Annotated in this window: 18 protein-coding genes; 3 read left to right on the top strand and 15 right to left on the bottom strand. The window is 41.0% G+C overall.

Features of this window, described 5'->3' with window-relative positions:
- Window positions 1-155: 155 nt before the first annotated feature.
- Window positions 156-1241 (top strand): hypothetical protein, encoded by a 1086-nt coding sequence (locus Q4600_RS06495; protein ID WP_102528480.1) that lies wholly within the window; start codon window positions 156-158, stop codon window positions 1239-1241.
- Between the two features lie 284 nt (window positions 1242-1525).
- Window positions 1526-2266, top strand: a complete 741-nt coding sequence (locus Q4600_RS06490; protein ID WP_102528479.1) for a cupin domain-containing protein — start codon at window positions 1526-1528, stop codon at window positions 2264-2266.
- Window positions 2267-2939: 673 nt separating this feature from the next.
- On the opposite strand, the gene Q4600_RS06485 is transcribed toward Q4600_RS06490, so the two are convergent.
- Together Q4600_RS06485 and Q4600_RS06480 are read right to left on the bottom strand one after the other, a co-directional pair.
- Window positions 2940-5612, bottom strand: a complete 2673-nt coding sequence (locus Q4600_RS06485; RefSeq protein ID WP_229372539.1) for a TonB-dependent receptor — start codon at window positions 5610-5612, stop codon at window positions 2940-2942.
- Between the two features lie 184 nt (window positions 5613-5796).
- The gene (locus Q4600_RS06480) at window positions 5797-8625 is read right to left on the bottom strand and encodes a hypothetical protein (RefSeq protein WP_303513920.1); all 2829 of its coding nucleotides are present in this window, start codon (window positions 8623-8625) and stop codon (window positions 5797-5799) included.
- A 735-nt stretch (window positions 8626-9360) separates the two neighbouring features.
- On the opposite strand from Q4600_RS06480, the gene Q4600_RS06475 reads away from it, so the two are divergent.
- A complete protein-coding gene (locus Q4600_RS06475) occupies window positions 9361-9897 on the top strand; it encodes a prepilin-type N-terminal cleavage/methylation domain-containing protein (RefSeq protein WP_102528476.1) in 537 nt (178 codons plus the stop codon).
- Between the two features lie 77 nt (window positions 9898-9974).
- Here Q4600_RS06475 and Q4600_RS06470 read toward each other — a convergent pair whose 3' ends face one another.
- The 13 genes from Q4600_RS06470 to Q4600_RS06410 all read right to left on the bottom strand — a co-directional run bounded on the left by Q4600_RS06470 (window position 9975) and on the right by Q4600_RS06410 (window position 25202).
- Entirely contained in the window at window positions 9975-11933 is a 1959-nt protein-coding gene (locus Q4600_RS06470; protein ID WP_303513917.1) for a TRAP transporter fused permease subunit, read from the bottom strand.
- A gap of 133 nt (window positions 11934-12066) precedes the next feature.
- Window positions 12067-12990 (bottom strand): TAXI family TRAP transporter solute-binding subunit, encoded by a 924-nt coding sequence (locus Q4600_RS06465; RefSeq protein ID WP_248956167.1) that lies wholly within the window; start codon window positions 12988-12990, stop codon window positions 12067-12069.
- Between the two features lie 377 nt (window positions 12991-13367).
- Window positions 13368-14261: a penicillin-insensitive murein endopeptidase gene (gene mepA, locus Q4600_RS06460; protein WP_303513915.1), complete on the bottom strand. Its 894-nt coding sequence runs from the start codon at window positions 14259-14261 to the stop codon at window positions 13368-13370.
- A 245-nt stretch (window positions 14262-14506) separates the two neighbouring features.
- Complete coding sequence (locus Q4600_RS06455; RefSeq protein WP_303513914.1) at window positions 14507-17677, bottom strand: efflux RND transporter permease subunit; 3171 nt, start codon at window positions 17675-17677, stop codon at window positions 14507-14509.
- Between the two features lie 9 nt (window positions 17678-17686).
- Window positions 17687-18994, bottom strand: a complete 1308-nt coding sequence (locus Q4600_RS06450) for an efflux RND transporter periplasmic adaptor subunit (RefSeq protein ID WP_303513913.1) — start codon at window positions 18992-18994, stop codon at window positions 17687-17689.
- 81 nt (window positions 18995-19075) lie between these two features.
- The gene (locus Q4600_RS06445; protein ID WP_303524365.1) at window positions 19076-19333 is read right to left on the bottom strand and encodes a hypothetical protein; all 258 of its coding nucleotides are present in this window, start codon (window positions 19331-19333) and stop codon (window positions 19076-19078) included.
- A 268-nt stretch (window positions 19334-19601) separates the two neighbouring features.
- Complete coding sequence (locus tag Q4600_RS06440; RefSeq protein WP_102528470.1) at window positions 19602-20018, bottom strand: hypothetical protein; 417 nt, start codon at window positions 20016-20018, stop codon at window positions 19602-19604.
- A 203-nt stretch (window positions 20019-20221) separates the two neighbouring features.
- On the bottom strand, window positions 20222-20791 hold the full coding sequence (locus Q4600_RS06435; RefSeq protein ID WP_241906428.1) for an LPP20 family lipoprotein: 570 nt from the start codon (window positions 20789-20791) through the stop codon (window positions 20222-20224).
- Window positions 20784-22046: a transglycosylase SLT domain-containing protein gene (locus Q4600_RS06430; RefSeq protein WP_102528468.1), complete on the bottom strand. Its 1263-nt coding sequence runs from the start codon at window positions 22044-22046 to the stop codon at window positions 20784-20786. Before Q4600_RS06430 ends, Q4600_RS06435 begins: the two co-directional genes overlap by 8 nt.
- 4 nt (window positions 22047-22050) lie before the next feature.
- Window positions 22051-22860 (bottom strand): ETEC_3214 domain-containing protein, encoded by an 810-nt coding sequence (locus Q4600_RS06425; RefSeq protein WP_102528467.1) that lies wholly within the window; start codon window positions 22858-22860, stop codon window positions 22051-22053.
- Entirely contained in the window at window positions 22853-23698 is an 846-nt protein-coding gene (locus tag Q4600_RS06420; RefSeq protein ID WP_303513910.1) for a hypothetical protein, read from the bottom strand. Before Q4600_RS06420 ends, Q4600_RS06425 begins: the two co-directional genes overlap by 8 nt.
- Window positions 23698-24780: a CsgG/HfaB family protein gene (locus Q4600_RS06415; RefSeq protein ID WP_157936222.1), complete on the bottom strand. Its 1083-nt coding sequence runs from the start codon at window positions 24778-24780 to the stop codon at window positions 23698-23700. The genes Q4600_RS06420 and Q4600_RS06415 overlap by 1 nt, the downstream gene beginning before the upstream one ends.
- A 227-nt stretch (window positions 24781-25007) precedes the next feature.
- Entirely contained in the window at window positions 25008-25202 is a 195-nt protein-coding gene (locus Q4600_RS06410) for a DUF3012 domain-containing protein (RefSeq protein WP_102528464.1), read from the bottom strand.
- Window positions 25203-25224: the final 22 nt, after the last annotated feature.

Genomic DNA, 25224 nt, shown 5'->3' with positions numbered 1-25224 from the left:
TCAAAACCGTTACCAACGGTTAATTCATTACTCTCAAACAGGCAGGAACTGACTCTCTCGTTTCTGTCTGTTTTATTGCTCACTTTATCAATCAAACATTGTCTTTATCAACTAAAACCAATGTCATAAACCACTAAGCAGTAATCACTCCAACTATGAAAACACCTTCAGTTAAACTGCCTCTACTGGCCTGTATGGCGGTAGTTGCTCATTCTTCACATGCCATGGATGTCGAACTCGGTGGGTTCATTAAAATGAACGCTCGCTATGTGAGTGGTGATGTCGAATTTCAAGACTTATGGACTGGTGGAGGTTCAATTTCTGAGCCCACTAAACGGACACAATTTAGTGCTCAAGAATCACGATTAAATCTTGCTATATTTTCCGAGGAGGTAAAAGGTTTTATTGAAATGGATTTTGTCGGTTCCTCTCAAGGTAACCCAGTTATTTCAAATTCATACAGCCCCCGTCTACGGCATGCTTTTATCGAATATCAAGATGTTATGGCAGGGCAGACTTGGTCAACGTTAGTCAATACTTCAGCCTTTGCTGAAACAGCAGATTTAGGCGGGCCATTGGTTGGTCAGGCTATGGTGAGACAAGCTTTAATTCGTTACACCCATAACGATTGGCAATTTGCACTTGAAAACCCTTATACCTACGGTACCGATGCAGTCACTGAAAGTAACGACTCAAGCCAACAAGAGTGGATTGATACCCGCAACGACTATGTACCTGATCTCATCGTACGCTATAACAAAAAAGGCGATTGGGGCAACATATCAGCATCAGGCATTATTCGTTATCTCGATCCTGTTGATACCCAGCAATTAAGTAAAGGTATTTCAGTGGCTGGAAAGTTTAGAACCTTCGGCAAAGATGACCTTCGTCTACAACTACATTATGGTCATTTAGGGCGTTATGTAGGGACTGATGCCGCAAAAGATATTATTGATGGTGAATTAGAAACCACGCTGTCAGCTATGATGGCTTATCGCCATTTCTGGACTCACAGACTCCGAAGTACCGTTTTTATAGGCCATACAACGACAGAAATTGAGCGCACTCGTCGAAATCATTTTGGCGCGAATATATTTACCAATCTTACTCCTGAGCTCTCTGTTGGTTTTGAAGTGGGGCAATACGCCATTAACGATAAATCGCCGAGTTACAGTAATGAATTAGTAGACACTGGACAATCACAATACGCCCAGCTCAGTATGCAATATTCATTTAGGTAATAAATGTGGAATTTAATTTCAAATTGCAGGGTTAAAAACCTATTTCGTATAATTGTACGTATTTATAAACCAATTAAACTTATAAAAATTGACCAACAACAATAAATCAAATGAATATTTGAACATATTCTCAATTACTTAAGATTAGCGATACTAGTCACGAATAAAATTGTCGTTGCGATACCTGCGTGATCTATTTCACCTTTATGTTACCAAGATGAATTTATAGTTAAGTCATAGCAAAAGTAAAGATTAATATCTCACAGTTCCAACTAGGATAAACAATGAAACTTAAAATGATTTTTGGTATTGCTGCGCTTGCATCAACAGCTGCTGTTGCGCAAGGCCCACAATGTAACCATGCACAACTTCCTTACCAACAAACAACACCAGTACCATTTGACAGCAGTGTTCATGCTCCTCAAAACACTATGCCAGTGCAGTGTAGTAACCCTGAAGTTGAAGCATATATCGCTGATTGGGAAGCTGGCAAGATTGATTTCAACACTATCCAAGCCAATGACAGCATCGCTAAAGATCAGCGTTTCTGTAAAACACTGGATAATGAAGGCAACGTACTTGAAGCTAAAAACTGTGAAGTTGCTAACTCTCCAGTAGGATACATCTGGAAAGACTTGGCTGATTCACCAGTGGTTATCGGTATTACTAACGGTGGCAAGTCAGATCATGAGCCTCATTTCCACGGCCAACCTGAGTGTTATTACGTGGTAAACGGTGGCAGTAAAACGTTAGCAGAAAACAAATTCCAGCCATTGGAAAAAGGCCAATATTTCTATATCCCAGGCAATGCTATCCACAACACACCAATCCTTGAAGATAAAGGTCTTGGCGTAATGTACTGGTATCCAAACAATGCTAATTTCAACGGGTTTAAATACTACTGGCGCCGTGATGTGAAAAACCTTCGCGTTGCAGAAGAAGCCTTTGACCGCGTAGATGAAATCCGTAAGCGCGATCTAAACTTAGGTCCTTACGGAACAAATGAAGCAATCTTTAAAAAGTAAATAGCGACTAGCTTTTATAATTTATCGATCGTTAAGTATTTAATAATCCCCATTTAAATATCACCTCCAAATATAAGTGGCCTACTTTTAATATTAAAGTAGGTCACTTTTTTATGTTTTAAAAACAAAAACGGCCACTTTCTTGTTCCAGAAGCTTTAAATTAGCGGCCCTAGTTTTCGTTCAAATGTTTTGTATTGATTAGCATAAATGGCTAAGCGTCAGAAACAAAAACGGCCACTTTCTTGTTCCAGAAGCTTTAAATTAGCTGACCTAGTCTTCGTTCAAATGTTTTGTAGCGATTAGCATAAATGGCTAAGCGTCAGAAACAAAAACGGCCACTTTCTTGTTCCAGAAGAAAGTGGCCTAGTGTTATTTTTTAGCAATAAAAGGATGAAGTAATATCGCTAAATTGAACACTGATCTTGCTATTTTTACTTATCACTTCTTCGTTTAAAAACGCCTGTCTTAAATAACGTCTTATCAATAAAGAAGCGTGTGATTAATTGCAAAGAAGTGTTCCAGACTTCCTACTCTAAATCACACTACATACTGGATTTTTAGCATTAAAAGGATGAAGTAATAATGCTAAAAATCAGTACCTTGTTACACTCAAGAAAACCAAAGGGTTACCATATACCCGCAGTGCAGTGACAGATAACCCTGTTACTATTTTTAGTATTGGTAATCGAATTGCAGAGTGAATTCTGTTCCTGGCTCTTTTGCGTATACCACCACGTCTTGCTGATCGTATTCGGTAGTTTCGCCTAGGATATTCTTCACTTTAAATTTCACCCCAAAGCTTTCTGTTGGCAGGTAGCTGTATGTGAAATCTAAACTATGAAAAGGTTGCTCATAAACATCATCTAACCCGCCGCGTCCGCCATAAGCAATACGTTCACCAAACACGTTGTATACCAGTGTCGCACTATGTGATTCATTGGCTGAATCATAGCTAAACTGCATGTTGGCAACCCACTCAGAGTGACCTGTCATACGGCGTTTATTATTAGTTGGGTCAATCTCACCATTCGCTAAGATTTCAATTTCTGAATCACTTAAGGTTAAGTTACCCGCGACAAAGAAGTCTTCCCAGAATCCGCCTTCTGTGCCGATAAAGCCAAGGTCATGTAAAAACTCGGTTTCGATACCATAAATAACGCCTGATTCAGCATTGTAAAACTTGAGCTGACGACCAGCTTCAGAAATACGTTGAATCGCTTCAATCGGGGCATCGACGTCTTTGTAGAAACCGCCAACACTTAAGTTTGCGCCATCTTCTGAGTAGTATTCCCAACGTAAATCCAAGTTGTAAATATCAGAGCTTTCAAGCTCTGGGTTACCGAAGAAATCAAAACCAGTAATAGGGTCTTGGAAACGTACTGGCGCAACTTCACGTAAGTCAGGGCGCACCAATGTTTTACTTGCACCAAATCGCCACTGACTCACATCAGATGATTTCCAGGTTAACGACATTGATGGGAACCAGCCATCTTCAGCGATAGCATAGTCTTCCATGTCATAACGACCACCTTCATCTGAGATTTCGCCATCAGGCGTTAGTGGTAATGTCACTCGGCGGAAATCTTCATAGCGAACACCCGCAACAAAGCGCCATACGTCATCAAAGTCGATATCAAGGTTAACAAACCCTGCATCAATCATTTCTGCGGCAATGTAATCTTCAGTGTCTGTTGAAGCATCTTTAAGTTCTAAATCAAGGGTGTCATTGGCAATATTGTCATCAGAGAAAATATTATCAAAATCAGTCGATAGGATGTCGCCATTAGGATCGGTTGGACTTAAGCCAACATCAAAACCTAAACGTGTTGCATAGCTTTCACGGGTGCGCTCAAAGTATTCGTAACCACCACTAATTTTTAGCACGTTCATGCCAAATTCAAACGGTAGGGTTAAATCGAACTTGTAATTTTCGGTATTATCATCAAGGCGGCTATAAACATATTTAGGCGCATCTTGAGTATTCAAGTTACGGCTTGTCATGTTATTAGCATCATCAAACAATACGTTATAAGTGTACGAAAGCTCATTAGGTGCATAACGCTTAGAGCTTGCGTTTGAATACATCCAATTAGCTTCTAAGTCCCATAGATACTCAAAGAAATGGTTACCCTGAATTTGGTTACTAATCAGATTACGTTCTTCATATGCCACATCGTAAACTTGCAGAGCATTAGGCTCTGAAATTGTATCGATGGTTTCTTCAATTGCCACAGATACATCATCTGAAGTGTCGCGCAGGTAAGTCGAGAAGGTTTGAATTTTATGGTCGTAACCAATTTCTAAACCTAAATTGAGCATGCCAGACATTTGCACAATCGAATCAGTACCCATAACATCTTTTGAGTTTTCGATTTGCACGTTGTCAGCATCACCGGCTAATTCCACTTCCGTTTTGGTGTAGTTTTCAGCTTGTTTCTTATAAGAAACTGCCGACATTGCGCCAAAAATAATGTCATCAGTAATATCCCAGCGATCGCCAATAGCGATGTTACCGCGAATACCTGGGTCAGTGCTTTCAGTAAATACCGTCATATCACGATACATATCACTGGCTAACCCACGGTTAATTTCCTGCGCCTCGGCAAAATCAATGGTACCGTTTGAACCAGTCACGATATCAATTGGGCTGATCCCGCCATACATATTATTGACATCATTAATGCTGTTAGGCATTGAACGAGTGCCGTCATCTTGGCCCATCCAATCATCACCACCACCGTTATAAGTGAAAGTGTCATCAGAATCGTTGGTGTTGTAACGGCCACCCAAAGACACTTTAAAAAAGAAGTCTGCAGGTATGGATTTAGTGCGAATATCAACATGACCACCACCAAATGCTGCTGGCGTACTGGCTGTACTGGCTTTTTGTACTGATAGTGACTCAATAATAGAGGCTGGGAACATATCCAGCGGCACCACGTTACGAGTTGGGTCTGGTGATGGCACAACAGCACCATTTAAAGAAGTACTTGAATAGCGTTCTCCCAAACCACGTACGTAAATAAACTTGCCATCTTTTAGTGTCAAACCGGTCACACGGCGCAGCGCTGCGGCAGCGTCACTGTCACCGGTACGAGAAATTTGGTCTGCACCCATGATGTCAACAACCGTTGGTTGTTCACGACGTTCTTCAACTGCTGCTGAAGCAGAAGTGCGCAAGCGACCCGTTACAGCAATCACTTCAATTGGGAAATCTTCACCTGGATCAACCGCAGGCGTTTCTTCCGAGTAAGCTGGTAGCGTTGTAAAAAGAGAGGCTGCAGAAATGGCAGTGACAACAGCTAGACTTAGCTTGTTAGCGATAAAACTCGGCTTGGTTTTCATAGCGTTATTCAATCCTGTACACAGTTCAGGTTGCGCCTTCGTCTTGGGAAACTCTATTTACATGGCTTACACAGACGAGGCAGAAAGTATTGTCTTATTGACTCAATATCACTTACTAAAACCCTGAGATAAGGGTTTTAATTAATGCCAGCAAGCACTGCTTGCTGGCATTATCAGGGCAGATTTACTTGATAAATGCCCAACCTTCACGCCAGTCAGTCTGGCCATCGAATGCACCGATATAATCAGTTGATTCGAAGAAAGTATCAGTCGTGCTCATATCAAGACCAGTACCCAGTAACACAGTGTCAGTACCTGCTGGCATGCCATCTGTTAATGTGACTTCTTGTGCAGAGTTACCTGTTTGCGCTAGGAACCACGCTTCGGTATCAACCGCATCAGTTGTCGCATCATTATCTGAGCTGTATTTAAATGGCTCGTTACAATCGATTACTGAGTGAGAAATCATTAATGAACCATCATTAACATTGTCAACAAGACCTGCATACGTACCGTCTAGCTCTAGACACTCACCTGATTCAGTCTCCGAAGTTGAACCTTTACGACCTTGAATCAATAGGTTGTGGATTGACGCTGCTGTAGCAACACGAAGGATAATCCCTTCACCTTTGTCGCCACTGGCATTTTCAATGTCAGTACCTGGAAGGATGGTCACGTTAGAGATAGTTGGATTAGACACTGGTGTATCGTCAGTTCCTTTATGGCTATCACCTTCAAAACCACGGTTTGCTTGACCATCTTCATGAGTGATATACACATATTGTGCTTTACCCTGCCAGCCATTAGTCCAATCTAAGCTGTCATCGAAGTTGTCAGTTAAGTAAACATATTTAAGGTTGACTGCACCGCCCCAGAACTCAACACCGTCATCGCCATTAGCGTGAACTTGGATATGGTCAACTTGCGTACCGCTACCTACTGCCGCAAATGAGATACCGTTCATTTCTTGAGTATCGTTCACTTTAAAGCCAGCATACTTAACTACCACATAGCTGATTTGACCGCTGTTATCAGCATTGTCGTTACCGCCGTATGGGAAGTCGCCCACTTCGAATGAAGCATCACATGCATCTTTATCAGGACAAGTATTGGTTTCGCCGTTACCAAGAAGTACTAAACCACCCCATTGGCCACGCTCACCTTCTGCACCCGCAATCACATCTTGCTGCGAAGTCATCACGATTGGATGTTCAGCACTACCTTGAGCCATGATTTTTGAGCCACGGCTAATCGCGATGTAGCTGTTATCTGTTGCAAATAACTGAGTACCAGCTTGAATGGCTAATGTCGCTGAGTCAGTTTTATCACCGCCAACAACCACTGCACCGCCATCCACTTTATACATCACGTTTTGACCAGCAAGCAGTGTTGTATTCGTGGTGATGTTACCTTCGATTGAACAGACTAAAGTCACGCTGTCATCTTTATAAAGGCCTGCAACCACATCTTCTGCAGTTGTGCCAACTGGGCAAGATGTTAATACTGGTAATTCAGTTGGCGCTGGCGCTGCGTCTTCATGAATCGCAGTTGTCCAGCCCGTAGTCCAATCAGTTGTACCGTCGAATGCACCGATATACTCAGCATCCATTAAACGGTCATCCATGTTAGCTAAATCTGCTGCACCGCCAGTTAATGCCACTGAAGATGAGTTAGGCATGTAACCAGTTAGGTCAGATGCACCCGCTAGGTTACCTTCTTGTTCAAGGAACCATTGCTCAACGTCAAGTGCAAGTTCGCGACCTTCATCAGCATCTGGTTTTGCATTTTTAAACGGCTCAACACAGTCGATTAAGCTGTTTTGCATGTTTAAGTTGCCAGCTTCTGCAGTAATAACTGTGTTGTCATCATTCACTTCTAAACACTCGCCAGATGCCACATCACCTTTAACCAGCATGTTGTAAGCGTCTACTGCAGTGCCTTTACGGAATAAGATACCTTCAGCATCATCGCCGCCACTGTTAGTGCCATTAGCCACTTGAATAGTAAAGTTAGCTAAAGTTGGACGAGATTGAGGTTCTGCGTCTGCGCTGCTGTTACTGTCAGCTTCAATACCACGGTTAGAACCGTTATCTTCTTGACGGATATATACGTGTTGCGCGCTACCTTGCCAACCGTTTGTCCAGTCTAAAGAATCATCAAAGTTTTCAGTTAACACAACGTGAGAAAGCGATACGTTACCGCCCCAGAACTCAACACCATCATCGTTATTTTTATGAATTTGGATATGGTCAACAGTTGTGCCCGCACCGACTGCTGCAAAGCTGATACCGTTCATTTCTTGTGTATCGTTGATTTTAAAACCACCGAACTCAACGCGAACATATTGGATAACACCTGAATTATCTTCAGTGTCATCACCACCGTAGCTGTGACTTCCTACTTCAAATGCAGCATCACAACTGGTTAAATCAGGGCATGAGTTAACTGGTGCGTTACCTAAAACAACTAAGCCGCCCCATTGACCCGCTTGACCTTCTTGACCCAATGCAGATTCAAGTGATGTAAATACGATAGGTTCATCTTCTGAACCTTCTGCCATGATTTTAGAGTCACGACTAATCACTAGGTAAGACTCACTGCCACCCACAATTTTAGTGCCTGGCATGATAGATAATTCAACTGAATCGGCTTTATCGCTACCAGCGATAACAGCGCCATCTAGCATCCAAACAACATCGTTACCAAGAATAATATTGTCACCATCTTGGCCGCCAACATTCACTGTCGATGCAGCAGTAGAAGGTGCTAATGTGCCTGACAATACCCAAACTTCTTTACCGTCGATTGCTGCAATAGTTGCACTCTTCTCAGCAAAACCACCGTAAGCAGCTTCCTGTTCTGAAATGTCAGGAGTTGTAGGACCTGGGTTAGTTGGCGTTTCACCGTCTGAACCTGTATCAATATTAATGTCACCACCACAACCAGCAAGTAACAAAGTTGCAGAAAGTGCTGCAGATACAGCATTAAGTTTAAAAATGTTTTTCAGTTCCATTGTCATCTCCGAGGACGGATTTAAGCGTGTTAAGTAATTCGGCTGGACGACAAACTAACCCTCAAAAATGACAAAAAGACTGCGTAAAAATGACAACAACATTTCATTAACATGAAGTAAATATTAAAATCGAATAGAGACAATGACTTACAACTTGATACAGCTTGTTTTTTATTGTCACATTATTAACAATTATTTTACTGAGGTAACGTTTGGTACAACTTTAGAGGGGGCGACTGGAGGAAAAATAAACTAAAACTCAGGTGAAAAACTTAAAAATAGACCTACATCTGACCTAAAATAGACAGTCTATATTGACTGAAAATGACAATATTATGACTGTCGAAACAGGCTCTTTAAGATGAAGTTATAAATGATTAAGTTAAATAACAAAACTAATCACCTTTAGATTTACGGTATCAATCAACGTTCATCACCAAAAGAAACCTGTAGATAACAGATTTAATCGATTAGTACCGATTTAAAAAACGAAAGAAACCACGTAAGTGATGCCATATTGATGGTGATATTATTCATTTAGTCAATATTTTACTTAAGCTTATTTGTGCTTTACCATAATATTAGCAATTGTTAATATTAGTACTATTAATATTAACAGCTTACAATATTCAAAATATAAACTGATACTTCAACTGTCATTTTTCAGAAACGAACAGACTTGGTTCATTTCCCCAAATGAGAAGTTCACAGCATCATTCACATCAAGGACAAGGAATGTTATTCAATACAAATAAGTCACTCACACAACGCACAACTGGCAAAGGCTTTACCCTGATTGAGTTAGTGGTGGTGATTATAATTCTTGGTATTTTAGCAGTCGTTGCGGCGCCAAAGTTCATCAACCTACAAAGTGATGCCAAAATATCTACCGTTCAAGGTGTTAAAGCGGCAATACAATCATCACTGGATTTAGCCTACTCACGGGCAGCCATTGATGGCGTTGAAAAAGACGACCGCAGTGTAATTGATTACAATGGTGAAGTGATTGAGATGAAGCTTGGCTATCCAGAAGCATTTGGTGAAAATGCGGGTGGCGGTTTACCACAAATGTTGGAAATAGGCTCTGAAATTGATTTCTGTTTTGGTAGTGGAACCTGTACACCTAATGTTGAAGTTGGTTCGTCTAATGTTCGCTATGGTTATGATTTAGATGATGAAACGATAAACTGTCATGTTCGTTATATTGAACCAACTGGCACCAATGGTTCAGATACCACTTATACGTTAACGGTTGATATTTCAGGTTGTTAGCCACCGATGTGGTTTCATGTAGATAAAAAATAGGTTTAGCCGTTCAAGCTAAACCTATTTTTTGTTAACAAGCCCTACTAAATCGCTGCTTTATCTTGCGTTTTCCATTGTACGGCCAATAATCCCAGCACCACCGCCACACCAATAACGCCTGTGCCAAATGGATTAAACAACACCCAAGGGACAGTGGCGATTGCAACCAGTCGTTCAACCGTTGAAAGCGGACGTAAAAGGTAACCTTCAATCGATATCGCAATAGCCACGATAATGCTAGCGGTCTGAATAATCGCGAAGGTAAATGCCATCATGCCTGCATCAGGATTAAGCAAATCGGTATAGGCCATCATAATTGGGATTATGAACAAGCCACCTGCTAGCTTAAATGCCTCAACAGATGACTTCATTGGGTTGGCATTTGCCACCCCAGCTCCCGCAAATGCAGCCAGCGCAATCGGTGGGGTTACATTTGAAGTTTGCGATAACCAGAACACAATTAAGTGCGCTGTTAATAATGGCAAACCAAAGTCACCCAACATTGGCACTGCCATTACTGCCAGCACAATATATGCTGCAGTCACAGGTAATCCCATGCCTAACACTAATGCCACTATGCTAATTAACCCAAGCGCCACCAGCATGTAACCGCCCGAAAAGTCCATTACAAATTGAGTAAACTGCAGCCCAATACCGGTTTGCCCTACTACACCAACAATGATGCCAGCGGCGCCACAGGCAACTGAAATTGGTAGCGCTAATAACGCGCCATTTTTCATGCCTTCGATAAACTTTTTAAGACCTATTCGGCTGTGTTTACGCAGTGCTGCTGTCACTAAAATTGCCGCGCAGCCTGCAACCCCGACTAGCAATGGTGAGTATGCCATCATCAATAATGACGTGATGATAGCGAGCGGAATAAGGTGATGAGCGCCGTGTTTCATTACCTCAATGACGGCCTCAGTGCGACTTGCCGCTTTTAGGTTCAACTTGCACGCCATTAAATGCACATAAAGTAAGGTACAGAAGAAATACAAAATGGCAGGCGCAATGGATGCCAACATGATCTCACTGTAAGGCACACCAGTAAATTGCGCCATCACAAACGCACCTGCGCCCATAATCGGCGGCATAATTTGACCACCTGTTGAAGCCGAGGCTTCAATCCCAGCAGACTGCTCAGGCGTATAACCCAGTTTTTTCATCATTGGAATCGTCACTGCGCCAGTGGTTACTGTGTTTGCAATTGCCGAACCTGAAATTGAACCTAATCCAGCAGATGCCAATACAGCCGCTTTTGCAGGGCCGCCGCGATATTTACCTGCAATCGAAAAAGCTAAATCAATAAAGAATTTACCTGCGCCAGTGACCTCTAAAAATGCACCGAACAGTACAAAAATAAACACGGTTGTCGCCGCAATACCCAAAGCAGAACCGAAGACACCATTAGCAGAATAGATTTGGAATTGAATCAACTCTTGTAGTGAATACGCCTTAGTCGCCATTGCTCCAGGCAAGAGATCACCAAAGCCACTATAAGCTAAAAATACGCCAGCAATCAGCACCATCACCCAACCAACGGTACGTCGACAACCTTCTAATAATAAGAGTAATAATGCACTACCTGCGACTAAGTCGGCTGTACCTAAACCATAAAGCAAATGGTCAATATCGTTATAGTCAAAAATCGACATCCGATAACCGGCAAACACGGTCACGCCACACAACGCAAGATCGAATACCCTGCCAAGCATATAGCCTTTTTTACGACGATTTTTAACTAATGGATAATGTAAAAAAATCAGAATCAACACCCAACACAAATGAACGGGGCGAAAATAGGTTGCTGATATAGTTGAGGTAATACCTTGCCAGATTTGAAATGATGATAAGAGTACTGCGATAACTAGCGTAGTGTAGCCAATAATTTTAACGGTTCTTTCATAAGGAAGAGCGCTGGCAACACCTGCGTCAATATCGACCTGTTGCTCATTATCCCCACTCACATACTGCTCGGCTTTTTTGCCCTGTTCTTGGGTCATAGTTTTTCCTCTTTGCCAATGATTGAGTTAAGCCACAATCAATGACCTAAATATACAAAGGCAACATTACGTTGCCTTTGTCTTTTTCACGTTCACCTAAAGGTGTTATAACGACCTAGAAAACTAAGTTAGTTTACTTAATGCTATCTAAATACTTTTGCGCACCAGGATGTAATGGTACACCTTGTAGTCGTTCAGCATTTTCAGGTGTTGTCGCTTCTGCAACCTTAACCACTTTTTGCACTTCTGACATGTTCTCAAAAGCTGCTTTAGTTAAATTAAACGCCATTTCATCGCTCATTTTGGCGCTAACTACAATCACGTTCCACACACTTAATGTCGGCACTGCGCCTACATTGTTGTATACATCAGCAGGAATGGTGTAATTACTGTAAGCAGGATTTTTATCAATGAAAGAGGCACTTTCATCTGCCGATACAGGAATAATGCTCACTTTATGAGTTAACGCCACTTGAGTAACCGCGCCAACACCTTGCCCGCCAACAATAAAGCCAGCATCAATTTGGCCATTGGCTAATGCATTGGTCGTTTCTGAATAGTTTAGGTACACCGCTGTGATGTCTTTTTTCACATCAATACCAATAGACTCAAGTAATGCAGCAGAGGTCACCGCTGTACCACTGGCAGGAGCGCCTAAAGAAATACGCTTACCTTTAAGGTCGGCTAGTGAAGTAATACCAGACTTTTCAAGACTGATTGCGTGAACTAAATTTGGATATAGTGCAAATAAGGTATTCACAGGCATAGCACTTCTGAACTTACCTTCACCTTTATAAGCATCAAGCACAACATTGCCCATCGCGATCCCAGCAATCATATCGCCGCGAACCACTTTAATGGTATTTTCAACAGAAGCGGCTGTCACCTCTGCTTTCACATTAACCTCTGGGACTTTATCAGACCACACTTTCGCTAACGCACCACCAAATGGGTAGTAAATACCACTTTGGCCACCAGTACCTATTGAATAGTTTTCTGCTTGAACCGCAGATGGCAATATTAATAATATCGCTAAAACTAATGCACGATGAAACATAGCCTTCCCCTTAATTTCAATCACGTCCTAATATTAGGATATGATTAAAAACCTTTGTTTATTAATAACTTTTTGTTAACAGTTACGATTTAATTAGCCATCGATAATCACTTATGAGGTAGGCAAAGTCAAGGTGTAGAATAGTCGTAAGAGTTTAGTATTATCTAGACCGAGATAGTCAACAAAGAATGAGAGCTTTTTATGAAACACTAAAAATAAAACAGTATCGGCAACATGTTTTTATGGCTTAAATTAACTTTGATAAAGCAACAAGATCATTTTATACACCCGTTCTCATTCAGCTGAACTGATGACATGTAAGGAATGCATTATTGAGCGGCTCAATCTCAATGAAATCTCATTAACGACATGAAGGCTTATTCAGCTTGATAAAGTGTTTGGCATTGTTCAGGTTTTACCTTAACGGTTTTTGATTTCGGCTTAGACTTTTGTTTGGATTTGGACTTGTATTTAGGTTGCTTACTCGCTTCATTTGACGCCAATATTTGTTTGCGCCACCAATCAAGCTCATCACAACCTGTGCCCGTTGGTGGCGCTTTTTGGTTTTGACATAATGCATCATTTTCAGGGCAAGCCAAACGCACATGCATATGAAGAGAGTGTCCCCACCAAGGGCGCACTTTAGTCAGCCAACTGTCATCTTGCCAGTCCATATTGCACAGTTGCTGTTTGATTGCTGGATTAACAAAAATCCGCGCAACCTCGCTAGACTCAGCTGCTAACCTGATCATAGTGCCGTGATGAGCTTGCCAATCTTGACTAACGTTAAATGCCGACTTATCAACAAGATCTAACTTCTGAGGGGTTTCTCTGGCATCTCTTGTCAATGTCTGCTCAGCTTGGCGAAACCAAATATCTGCATCAAGCCCAACTTGGTGACTTGAATGACCCGATTCAAAATTACCACCGCGAGCCATCGAGATATCACCAATCAAAATATCATTCATCCCTGCTGCTTGGGTCTGTTTAGCAAAATTAGTAATAAAGGCCACTAATTGAGGGTGACCATAATAGCGATGACGCTCTGTGCGTATCACCTGATAACCTTCACCTATCAAGGGTAATGCCTTTGCCCCTGCTAGACAGCCATTGGCATAAGAACCAATCGCTGCAACCTTACCTAAAGATGGAGTATCAAATTGACTCCATTTCATCTGTTGAGCGAAAACTGCAGGAATAGATATAGAGATTAGAATGGTGCCAATAAGTAGTGTGTTTTTCGGCAGAAATACTTTGAACAAATATGACATGTGCAGCACCCTTTTACACTTCAGATGATGAAAAACATAAACAAATTAAGCTTTATCTTTATAGAGTCTAGCAAGAAAATAAGACCGTGAAGTCAGCCTGTTCGGCATTAAGAAGAAGGAATTAAGAAAAAGGAGTTGAGAAAAAGGAGTTAAGAAATTAAAAAGGCATTATCATTTTTAAATGATAATGCCCATATTGCCATTAACCACAAAGATAACTAATTGAGCTAACTTGTCTCTTTACCCTATCGAACATTATTCCCTTTTGGTATTTCATTTCTATACAACAACAAATACATGGTCGGTAAAACCAGTAAGGTCAGCGCAGTTGAGCTAAACAAGCCACCGATGATCACCACGGCTAACGGTTGTTGGATTTCGCTGCCGGCACCTGATGAAATTAAAATGGGAATTAACCCTAGCGCAGATGTGAGCGCGGTCATTAGCACTGGCCGCAATCGGCCCACCGTGCCTTCATAGACACTCTCAAATAAGCTCTCATCACCTTCCATATTTCTAACATGTAAACGTCGCTGATTAATCGCGTCCACCAGCACCACGCCATTTAACACCGCTACCCCAAATAAGGTGATAAAGCCGATAGAACTCGGCACGGACAAATAGGTGCCTGTACTATATAAGGCAACCACCCCGCCAATTAGCGCCAGTGGTACATTCGCCATAATTAAGCCAACCTGTTTGATTGAACCGAACGAGAAATATAACAACAAGGCAATTAATACTATGGATACTGGCACCACTAACATCAGCTTTTGCTGCGCACGTTGTTGGTTCTCGTATTGACCACCAACCACCACAGTGTAACCTGCTGGTAACTCTGCCTTTGGCACTATGGCATAAATGTCATTCACCACCGAGCCCATATCACGCCCTGAAACGTTGGCTTGTACTACAACGCGGCGCTGCACATCATCACGGCGAATATTAGGTGGCGCCATTTCTACGCCTACTTGCGCTACATCGCCTAAACGAACTTGCGCGCCATTGACACCACGTAATATCAAATCTCTAAGTGCATCAGGTGAGCTGCGGTAAGTTTCAGCTAAACGCACATTGATATCGTAGCGGGCATTACCGTCAATGACCTGTCCTGCACTCACGCCACCAATACCTTGACTCACTAAGCTCATCACTTGATCGACACTGATACCGTAACGCGCCAATTGCTCTCTTAATGGCCTAACGACCAATTGAGCCTCACCGCTGACTTGCTCAAGCGACACATCTACCGCGCCTTCAATCCCACTAACAAGCTCTGTGAGTTGCTGTCCCTTTTCAGACAATATATCAAGATCAGGCCCAAAAACTTTAATCGCTAATTGGGCTTTCACCCCTGATAACAGTTCATCAACTCTGGTGGCAATGGGTTGTGAAAAGGTAAACAGCAAACCAGGAAACACACTGAGTTTATCTTCCATTAAATGCTGTAATTCATATCGGTTATCAGCACTTTGCCACTGCTCAACAGGTTTTAGGCCAATATAGATTTCAATGTTACTCACAGGCTCTGGGTCGCCGCCAAGTTCAGGTGCGCCAATACGACTTAAGGCATATTCTACCTCTGGGAATGCCATCAATATTGACTCTATTTTCGGCGCTATATCTAACGATGTCGCCAAACTCGCAGTTGGTGCAAGCGTCACCCGCAAGTTAATAGTGCCCTCTTCAAGTTCAGGAACAAACTCAGTGCCAAGTTTTGGCACTAACAGCATACTAGCGATAAATAATGTAGCAGCAGTTCCCATCACAGTTGCAGGTTTATGCATTACCGCCAAAAGCAACTGCCGATACCCTTTCTCAATTGGCGTCAAGATTGGGCTTTGCTTGAGAGTGACACCGCGATTAAACAAGTAGACTGCCATTGCAGGAACAGCAATCAGCGCAACTAACAATGCAGATATCATCGCTAAAATAATACTTACCGCCATTGGCTGAAATAACTTGCCTTCAACCCCTTCTAGGGTAAATAGTGGCGCGAACACTACGATAATAATTGCGGTAGCAAAGAAGATAGGACTGCACACTTCTTTAGCCGCTCGCATAACTTTAGCCGCTATTGGATCTGAGCTGTTTTCCTCTTGAGTTAATTGTTTAAAAATATTCTCAACCATCACTACTGAGCCATCAACCAACATGCCAATAGCTACCGCTAGGCCACCAAGCGACATTAAGTTAGCCGACAATCCAAAGTAAGACATGATCATTAACGCTAACCCAATCGATATCGGAATGGATAGCAGCACTAATAAAGTGGCACGTAAGTTCACCAAGAATAAAGCCAGAATAATCACGATAAACACAAAAGCCATTAACAGTGCATCAATCACAGTGGTAACCGCTTGCGTAACTAAATCGGATTGATCATAAAACACCTCAAATGAGACGCCTTTTGGCAGTGCTTGTTCAATAAAACTAACGCGCTTTGAAATGTCATCAATGGTGGCTTTGGTATTCGCGCCCATGCGTTTAAGTACTACGCCAGCAACGACTTCGCCCATAGCATTGACTTCGGTTTTGCCATTTACTGGATTTTGCTCTTTACGGGTAAAAGTAACCGCCCCTACACGGATTTCACGGCCATATTCCACCTTGGCGATATCAGTAACACGAACTGGCGTCCCCGCGACCTCTGTTAATGGAATTTGCCCTATCGCCTTTAAGCCCGCCTGACCCGATGGCAATAAACCATAACCACGTACAACCAGCTGCTCTTGACCTTGGGGCATAAACCAACCACCCGCATTACGGTTATTGCTTTCGAGCGCCTCGGTGACTAGGGGCATAGATAGGCCGTAGCTTAATAATTTATTCGGGTCGACTTGCACTTGGTATTGGCGAACATCACCACCAAATGACAACACCTCTGTCACCCCTTCTACTGGCATTAAAATCAGCTTCACTAAGTAATCATTAATACTACGAAGCTCTGCAGCATCAACGCCTGACGCTGGGGTTGCCCGTAAAATATACTGATAAACTTGCCCTAACCCAGAAGTATTGGGGCCAATCTCAGGTACACCAACGCCATCTGGGATCATTTCTTTAGCCGCTTGTAACTGCTCAAACACCTGCTGACGAGCAAAATAAATATCGGTGCCTTCAGCAAAAACCACTGTGACTATCGACAATCCAGTGCGAGATAATGACCTTACCTCAGTGACTTCAGGTAAGGCGTACATAGCCGATTCCACCGGGTAACTGATCAGTTTTTCAACTTCTTCAGCAGCGAGCCCCTCGGCTTCAGTATTCACTGTCACTTGCACATTGGTTACATCAGGAAATGCATCCAAGTTTAATTTGGGCAGCATGAATACGCTGGCGGCAACAATAAATATCAATGCCAAGCCCACTAGCAATTGGTTTTTCACCGCTGCTTCAATTAATTTCTGTAGCATTAGTGGCCCCTAGTGGTTATGGATATCAAAACCTGCTTTCGCAAGTTCAGAAGCTAAAAGAAAAGCGCCACTCACCACCACTCTACTGTTGGCAGCAATCCCCGTTACCATATTCATCCCACGTTGGCTTTCAACTACCTCAACTTCCATCGCTTCAAAACCATCAGCATCTTGTATAAACACCTGCCAATGCCCATCAGATCCTCGTGTTAAAGCGGCATCAGGTAATATCACTCCACCGCTCAATGCACTTGGTAAGTACAACTCAGCAAATTGACCTGCATGTAATCTATATTTGCTGTTATCAATGCTTACGAGCACTTGTTCAGTTCGGGTAACCAAATCAAGTTCATGTGAGCGGCCAATAATAGTGCCCTCAATAGATAAACCATCGACTTTAACTAAGGCTTTATCGCCTCTACTAATCCCCTCCGCTTGGTGCGCTGACAACTGAGCCTGAACCCACAAGTGTGATTCATCGGTAAGCTGCATTAACGGTGTTCCACCAGCGGATACCTGACCTAACATGGCAATATCCTGCTGCACACGGCCATTAATTGGTGCTAATAATTGATAACGGCCAATGGATTCTGGCTGGTTAACTAAAGCGTTAATTTGCGCGCGAGTCATTTTTAGCGCTTCAAGATTCGCGCGGGTGAGCTCTGCTTGTACTTGCGCCTCTAAACGTTGGCTTTCACTCACCGTGTTTTGGCTCATACGCTTAATCCTGTCCCATTCAGCTGCAGCGTTAATATAATCGGCTTGCGCTTGCGCCACTGCCGCGCCACCTAAGGTCAATAACACTTGCCCTTGTTTCACTAATTGACCCGGCACCACATGTCGCTTTAATACTCTGACATCGAGTTGTGGAGCTAGTGTCATGGTGCGATCGCGATCAACGATTAATGTGGCTGTGGCTACATCATCTAAATTGAATGTGCTGCTGGATAAATTGACGACTTCGATACCTGCGAGCTGTTGCTGCTGCGCTGTTAATACTAAAGCGTCGCTATGTTGTTCATTGGGTCGTTCATTGGGTTCTGTAATAAGTTCTTTGTTAGGTTCTTTGTTAATTCCTTTATTAAGTTCTTTGCTAAGTCGTTCGCTTCTTTTACTGCCAGGTTTATAACTAGAACTAGGCTTATCGACCACTGAATCGGTCTGGGAATTTGTTTCTATTTCATTGTGGGCATGTCCATGCTCCGCTGCATCAGCCTGAGCAGCCCACGCCGTGTTTGCTACAGCTAACGATGTCATTAGAGCTAAAGAAATAATCGCTAGTCTAATTTGAGTTAGTGTTAAAAGTTGAGTCTTCATAGTGTTACCTTTCGAGTTGCTACCCGCAGGCAATGTTGCTGTTACAACCACTGCAATATTGCGAATAACGACGGAATACTTTTATTGAAAAATGATTGGGGGAATTGCTTCGCATCCACTTAATTTTTGGAGCTTAATTTTGAAAGTAATGTTGAATAAAATCCCGCAACTACTGGACCTTTGAACGCTAGAAGTTTGATCGCTAAGCATTTGACCATTAGGTATTTGAACAATAGAAACTGGACCAATAGAAACTCGGTCACTAGCCGCTTTAGCAGAGGAAGTCATTGCACAGAAATGTACAATCAGCGCTGAGGAAAAAATCGATTTTTTCATCATTTATTCTCGTTTCGACAAAGGTCAAAACAGTAAAATTAAGTGATGATTAACAAGCAAAACTTGTGGATTCTGTATAAGCAATATTTATGGCGATGAGCCGCTTGCACTAAACGCAATTCAATACTGTTCGCTAGCTAATGCCCGAGCACTAATTAGTGCCAAGCACAACTGAAAGTATTAATGCGCAAGCATGCACAGCAATATCATCGGCAAAAAAGCCAAACAAGTTTTAAAATTTGCAGAGTTAATCAGTTATAGAGTTAACTGATTACGCAATGGGAGGGCGGTAACTTAGGCGAGCGTCAGGTGGAATATAAGCTTGAATAAAGGTATGGGGCGACTCAGAAATAATGGCCGCAGGCAGTAAATGAGCAACGACATCAATCGTTGCACTATAGCCACCATGGCACTGACAATCTAAACACAATTCATAGCTCTGAGTATCAGAAGATACTATGTGTTCGTGGCGTTCAATGTTTGAGTGAGTATTAAATAAGTGGGCTAAATCATCGCCCTTATCACAGCTATCAGCAGGCGCTGAAAAAACGAGGTGTGAATGGTTTACTTGCTCATTTTCACTTTCACCAAGATGTAATTGATGCTCACCTAAGTTAGTGCTGATAAATTGCAGCAACATAACGGCGACCATTAATTTAGCAAATTGTCTAAACGTGGAAAGTGACAAGTAAAAACCTTTTATTCATAACAGTAACGAGCTGAAATAAGTAACTAAAATAAATACTAAAATAAGCAACTAAAATAAGTAAAAATGAGCTAACTGGTGTCAGCTAGCTCTCATTCAATATGACCTAGAGTTTAGCTAAAAGTTCTCAATCCACTAGTGAAAAATCTTAAAATATTAATCTAAATCACAATTAAAGTATCAAATTAATTCATTGAATCTAATTGCATTTGTAACTCTTTAGTTATTTCAGTCGTTCTAAAGTCAATATACATTGCTTCTCTCGAACTTGGGTCTATTGTAGCACCTGCTGCTGTTAACAGTTTTTCAAATAGTGCCTCCGTGTTTTCCATTTCAACCAGTGCACAAAGCTGCTTTTGATTATCAAGTCGCGCAAAAGCAATTTCTTTTGTTTTTGCTCCAGTCAAACTTTGTTCAGCGACTTGATTACTGACTCCATAGAAAGAAGATTGAGTTTGCACCTCCAGCCCTTGCTGGATTTGGCTATTCTTAGTTTGATCCATTACTTTAGCTCGAATTTGAATCTGCGTTGCTAAATCAGCTCTTGCATTGGCTATTGCTTGGCCTCTAGCCGCTGACATATTGCCTCCCCATAGCACACAACTTGATGACGCTAACCCAGTTTCACTGGTGGGCATCAACACCCAACTAGGGATTGAGTCGTTGGAATCTAAAGGCATCGATTCTGTTTGAGCCGTACTGTTACAGGCACACAAGAACGTAATTAGTCCGATTATAAATATAAATTTATTCATCATTAATATCCTTATTTGAAAGGTTCCATTGTTGAGTTTGCACTTGGTATCGAGTCACTAATTTACTGACTTTAATCAAGTATTTTTGTGTCTCAGAGTAAGGCAATTCATTAATTAGTGTTTGATACACTTCTTGTGGGGCTAATAGATTTATTTTCTGTACTGCAGGTACTAACTTCATACTTCTGTCGCTATTAAACACCTTAGCGACATTTCCTGCCCCCGTATTATAAGCTGCAGTGATACAATATTGACGGCTAAGTGGATGTTCGATACCCGATAAATATTGAGTGGTTAGAAGTTGTAAATAACTTGCTCCATAAATGATATTTTTCTCGGGTTCAATCAGTATTTCACGCGTGGGCTGTGACTCATAGAGTACTTTATTAGCCACATCTAACCCTGCTGTATGAGGCACAATTTGCATTAAACCAAATGCGGGAATATGTGATTCGGCATCAGATATAAATGAAGATTCCGCTTGAGAAATAGCTAATAACAAGGATAAATTTATATCTGTAGCAGTTGATTGTTCTATATAGAAAGGAATATATTTTTGTACTTGAAAATATTCGAATTTGTCTGGTAATTGAATAACTTGTTCTTGAATATTTTTATAGCTTGGATTGTTTAACTTATTTTGTTCAAATTGCTGTTCAGCCTTAATTGACCGTGTATTGGTAGTTTCTATAATACTGGCTTTATCTGATTGTGAGTTTTCAATACCAACTTGCGCTAAGGACTGTTCTTTATGAGCGATTATTTGTTTATTAACCACACGCTTCGCTTCCGCTTCTGTAGGCTGTTCCACTAAATCCACAGAATCTGTAGTCAGGAGACGTGCTCCGCTATTTTCAGAGGCCATATCAAGATTATCGATTATTAACTTTGTGTTGGGATCGTTTGATAAACTTTGATATACCGCATTAGGTTCGACTTTCTCGTCAGTAAGGTGTTCAATCTTAACAGTTCTAGTAACGGCATTTATCTTAATTCTAGTTTGAAGGTCCTCAGTGTAAATAACCTCTTCTTCAATAGACGTTTGATCTGGTACTACCCAATCTTGCATTATTTGCTGACGGTATTGATCAAACTCATCTAATTTTTGCTGTCGATAAGCCTCAAACTCGGTATTTTTTTGTATTTGAAATTGTTCAAATTTATTATTTTTGTTGTTTAAATACTCCTGAAACTTACTATTAGCCACTCCATCATTAGCAACAAAAAATATCACTATAAAATATAAAATACGCATCACTTCATCCTTTGAAATAGGTATTAAATTCTTGTCTTGTTAATAAAGCATCCGCAATCGTTTCAGGCTCAAGAGCTGTAACCGCATAAAAACTGGCCTTTTGTAATAACAATTGGCCCACTAACGCCTCTATTTCATCCGATTTATCTAACATAGATGCTTGCTCTAATTGAGATAAAAGTGTTTTTGTATCTTGGTATTGCTGTCCGTATTCAGTAAAACCAGAAGTTATATTTAAGTTCATACCTTTGGAGCCTAAATTACGATAAGTCATAAAATAAACAAGATTATGATGGTCAAAAAAGAAACTATTGTTTTGCTTTGAAATAGACCCTATGTCATCTTGAGTCAAATTAAAGTCTGTAAATGGAACATCTGGTGAGAAAGCGGATAACACTATACTGCCATGAACTAAACTGTGAACAACTAGCCCTTCAACCCGCTGCTGGCGACTAATGACAGTCATTAAGTATTTATCTTGTTTGTAATATCGATATTGAAGTGTTTGATCCACTGAAGAAATTTTAATGACTTGTGGTACACCTATTTTAGCTTCCACAAAAGGTAAATAGTTACCTACGTTGATACCATTTAATTTTTGCTCTTCTACCCTGTCAGTAAAGTGGGTAATGAAACCTTGATAACCTTCTGTTAATAGCTTCTTTGTTCCATTCCAATTGCCTAGTCCCATTAAAACAAGCGACGAATAAATGATAAATCGCGATAGATTAGCCCAAAAGCCTTTTACTTTTGGCTCAGTTTCAATACTGGAACCTGTAGCAACTTTTGACACTCCTTGCATGAATTTACTCATAAGGAAGGCGCTCTAATTTTGCTTCATTCATAAGATCAACATGGAACAAATCGATACTATCAGCCATAGCTAATTCAAACAGTTCAATTGCCGACTTTCCTCCAAAGGTAACCCCCTTCCCTTTGTAAGTTTTATGCCAAATAGAGCGGTTTTCATGGAGAACCTTTATCGTTAAATAATTGATGGCTGCATCAGCTTTGAGTAGCTCAACTTGATTGTCTATCAAATATGTTATTTCACACTTTTTAGCAGTATTGAACATCATGCCTTGCTGTACTAATTCTTCACTTAATAAGCTTTTTATCTGTTCGCTTTGTTCACCGGATGCCTTAATGCAAGTATTATGCGCAATAAGCTTCTGTTTAAATTGATGTTCCAACTCCGCTTTACCTGCCTGCAAATCTTGTTGAGAAACTTTTATGCCTGAATACACGATACAATTTTGAGGATCAATCCAGCGATCAAATATTGTGGCTCCTTTCAATACTTGCTGACTTTTTTGTAACGCAATGGCTTGATATTTACTTTTTGCAATGGAGTTATGAACAGATATGGCAGTCCTTTCTTCGCTAATGACATGAGTATTAATCAATTTGGATAATGACACTCGCGCAGCTTCATCTGCACGCTTTTCGTCTTGGCTTTTTATCCCGCTACATTGATAGGCACCTGATGCTAACGATATTAAGTCGTTACTTTTTTGACTTACCACCCAAGTAGGCTCTGCCTTGAGTGGCATGTAATATTGACTACAACTACAAGAAAAAACAGATGAAGTAAAAAAAGCGCAAAGAAGAATACTAAACTTAAAGCATCTAACTAGAATAAGTTGTTGCATTAAGTTGCCCCACTAGCATTTAAAGCTTCAACATTATTAGTATCAACTAATCTTTGTTTAATCCGTTTTTCGCCAGCAATGATTAACTTAAGGGCATCTATATCATTTGTCATTTCTGTAGCATGATGATAAAACGCTTCTGCCATTTCTACATCTGCGCTAAATTCTGCACATACTGCATTGTTATAAGTAATAGCAATAGAGGAAGCATATTCACTTTGAGATTTTTTGAACATTAGACATGCATTTTCGTATAGCTGCTCTTCAGCAAATTCGACCCCCATTTTGAACAAATCTTGTGCTTTTTCGGATACTTTACTACTGACACTTTCCATAAGTTCTACATCCGTCGTAGCAAAAAATGGGGCCACATCAGCCCTCAGTTCAGTAGATATCTTTGCTAAAGCCTCTGATGTTAATTTCTCATCAGATAAATTGGCTTCATTATCATCATTGCAATAATTATGTTCGGCTACCTGACGATACTTCTTAGACAAAATAATCCTGCCCGTTTCAACAGATATAGCTTTGGGGTCTAAATTTGCAACGACTTCCTTCTTAGAGCAAGAAACGGAATATGTTCGGTACTTATCACACTTATACCAATTATCTCCTTGCTTGATACACTCTTGTCGCTCTTCTTTATAATTTGTATTTATTGTATTAATGGAAAGCTTGCCACTTAACAATGTATCAGCGCCGGTTAACTTTCCTAACTTCACTCGGGTCGCAGAGTCAGTCAGTATGCCATCATGCATTTTTTGTTCATCAATTATGGCTTCAATCGCTGAGCGCTCAACAAGTGTAAAATACGGAGAATTGTTCAGTTTGATACTGGCCAAGTTAGCCTCAAGTAAACTTGAAGCTTCAAGTTCTCTTTTATCATAAACAACTGCAATTCGATGCATATTTTGGCTACTAGGCTCCCTTGCTGGTTTAAGGTATGAAACAGGTATAGTTAGAGAGTTTTCTGATGAATTTAATAACGTTGTTAGATCAGGAATTTTGATATCTGTCATTTTACAGCCTGTAATAAGCAGTAAAAAAATAATAATTGAGGCGAGTAGGGTGTTAAGTTTCATAGTCAATTCCATAACCAATTTAACGATCCGTGTTTGGACACATAAAGCTATCGTTTATTATTTGTACAGAATTAATTTTTGTTCAATTCACTTAAATTAGCATCACACAAAGGGATGAAAGACATCTGAAAAAAGTATTTTTTCGATATTAAAATGACACTAAAGTTATACTGTAAAGGTAAAAAAATACGCTAAACTAAGTACACTGACAGTCTAGCGTTTTAATCTTAAAATACGCAATGCTTAGCGTAATCAGCGGCTTCATTAGCTGTCCAATCACCACTTGGTTTATCTTGCATTTGTTTACACCAAGCTTCACTCCCCACTTCAGGTGCACAAGCACTAAGGCCTAATATCAAAGCTGCAGCTGCGAAAATAACAGTTAATTTGGTGGCTAAGTGGGTTACTTTTTTATTCAACATTGTCTAATACTTCCTTGAAATA

Origin of the sequence: Shewanella sp. 2_MG-2023 (genome assembly GCF_030548905.1) — a bacterium.
Taxonomy (GTDB): domain Bacteria; phylum Pseudomonadota; class Gammaproteobacteria; order Enterobacterales; family Shewanellaceae; genus Shewanella; species Shewanella electrodiphila.
The sequence above is the reverse complement of the archived record's forward strand: the minus strand, read 5'-3'. Positions and strand labels throughout refer to the sequence as shown.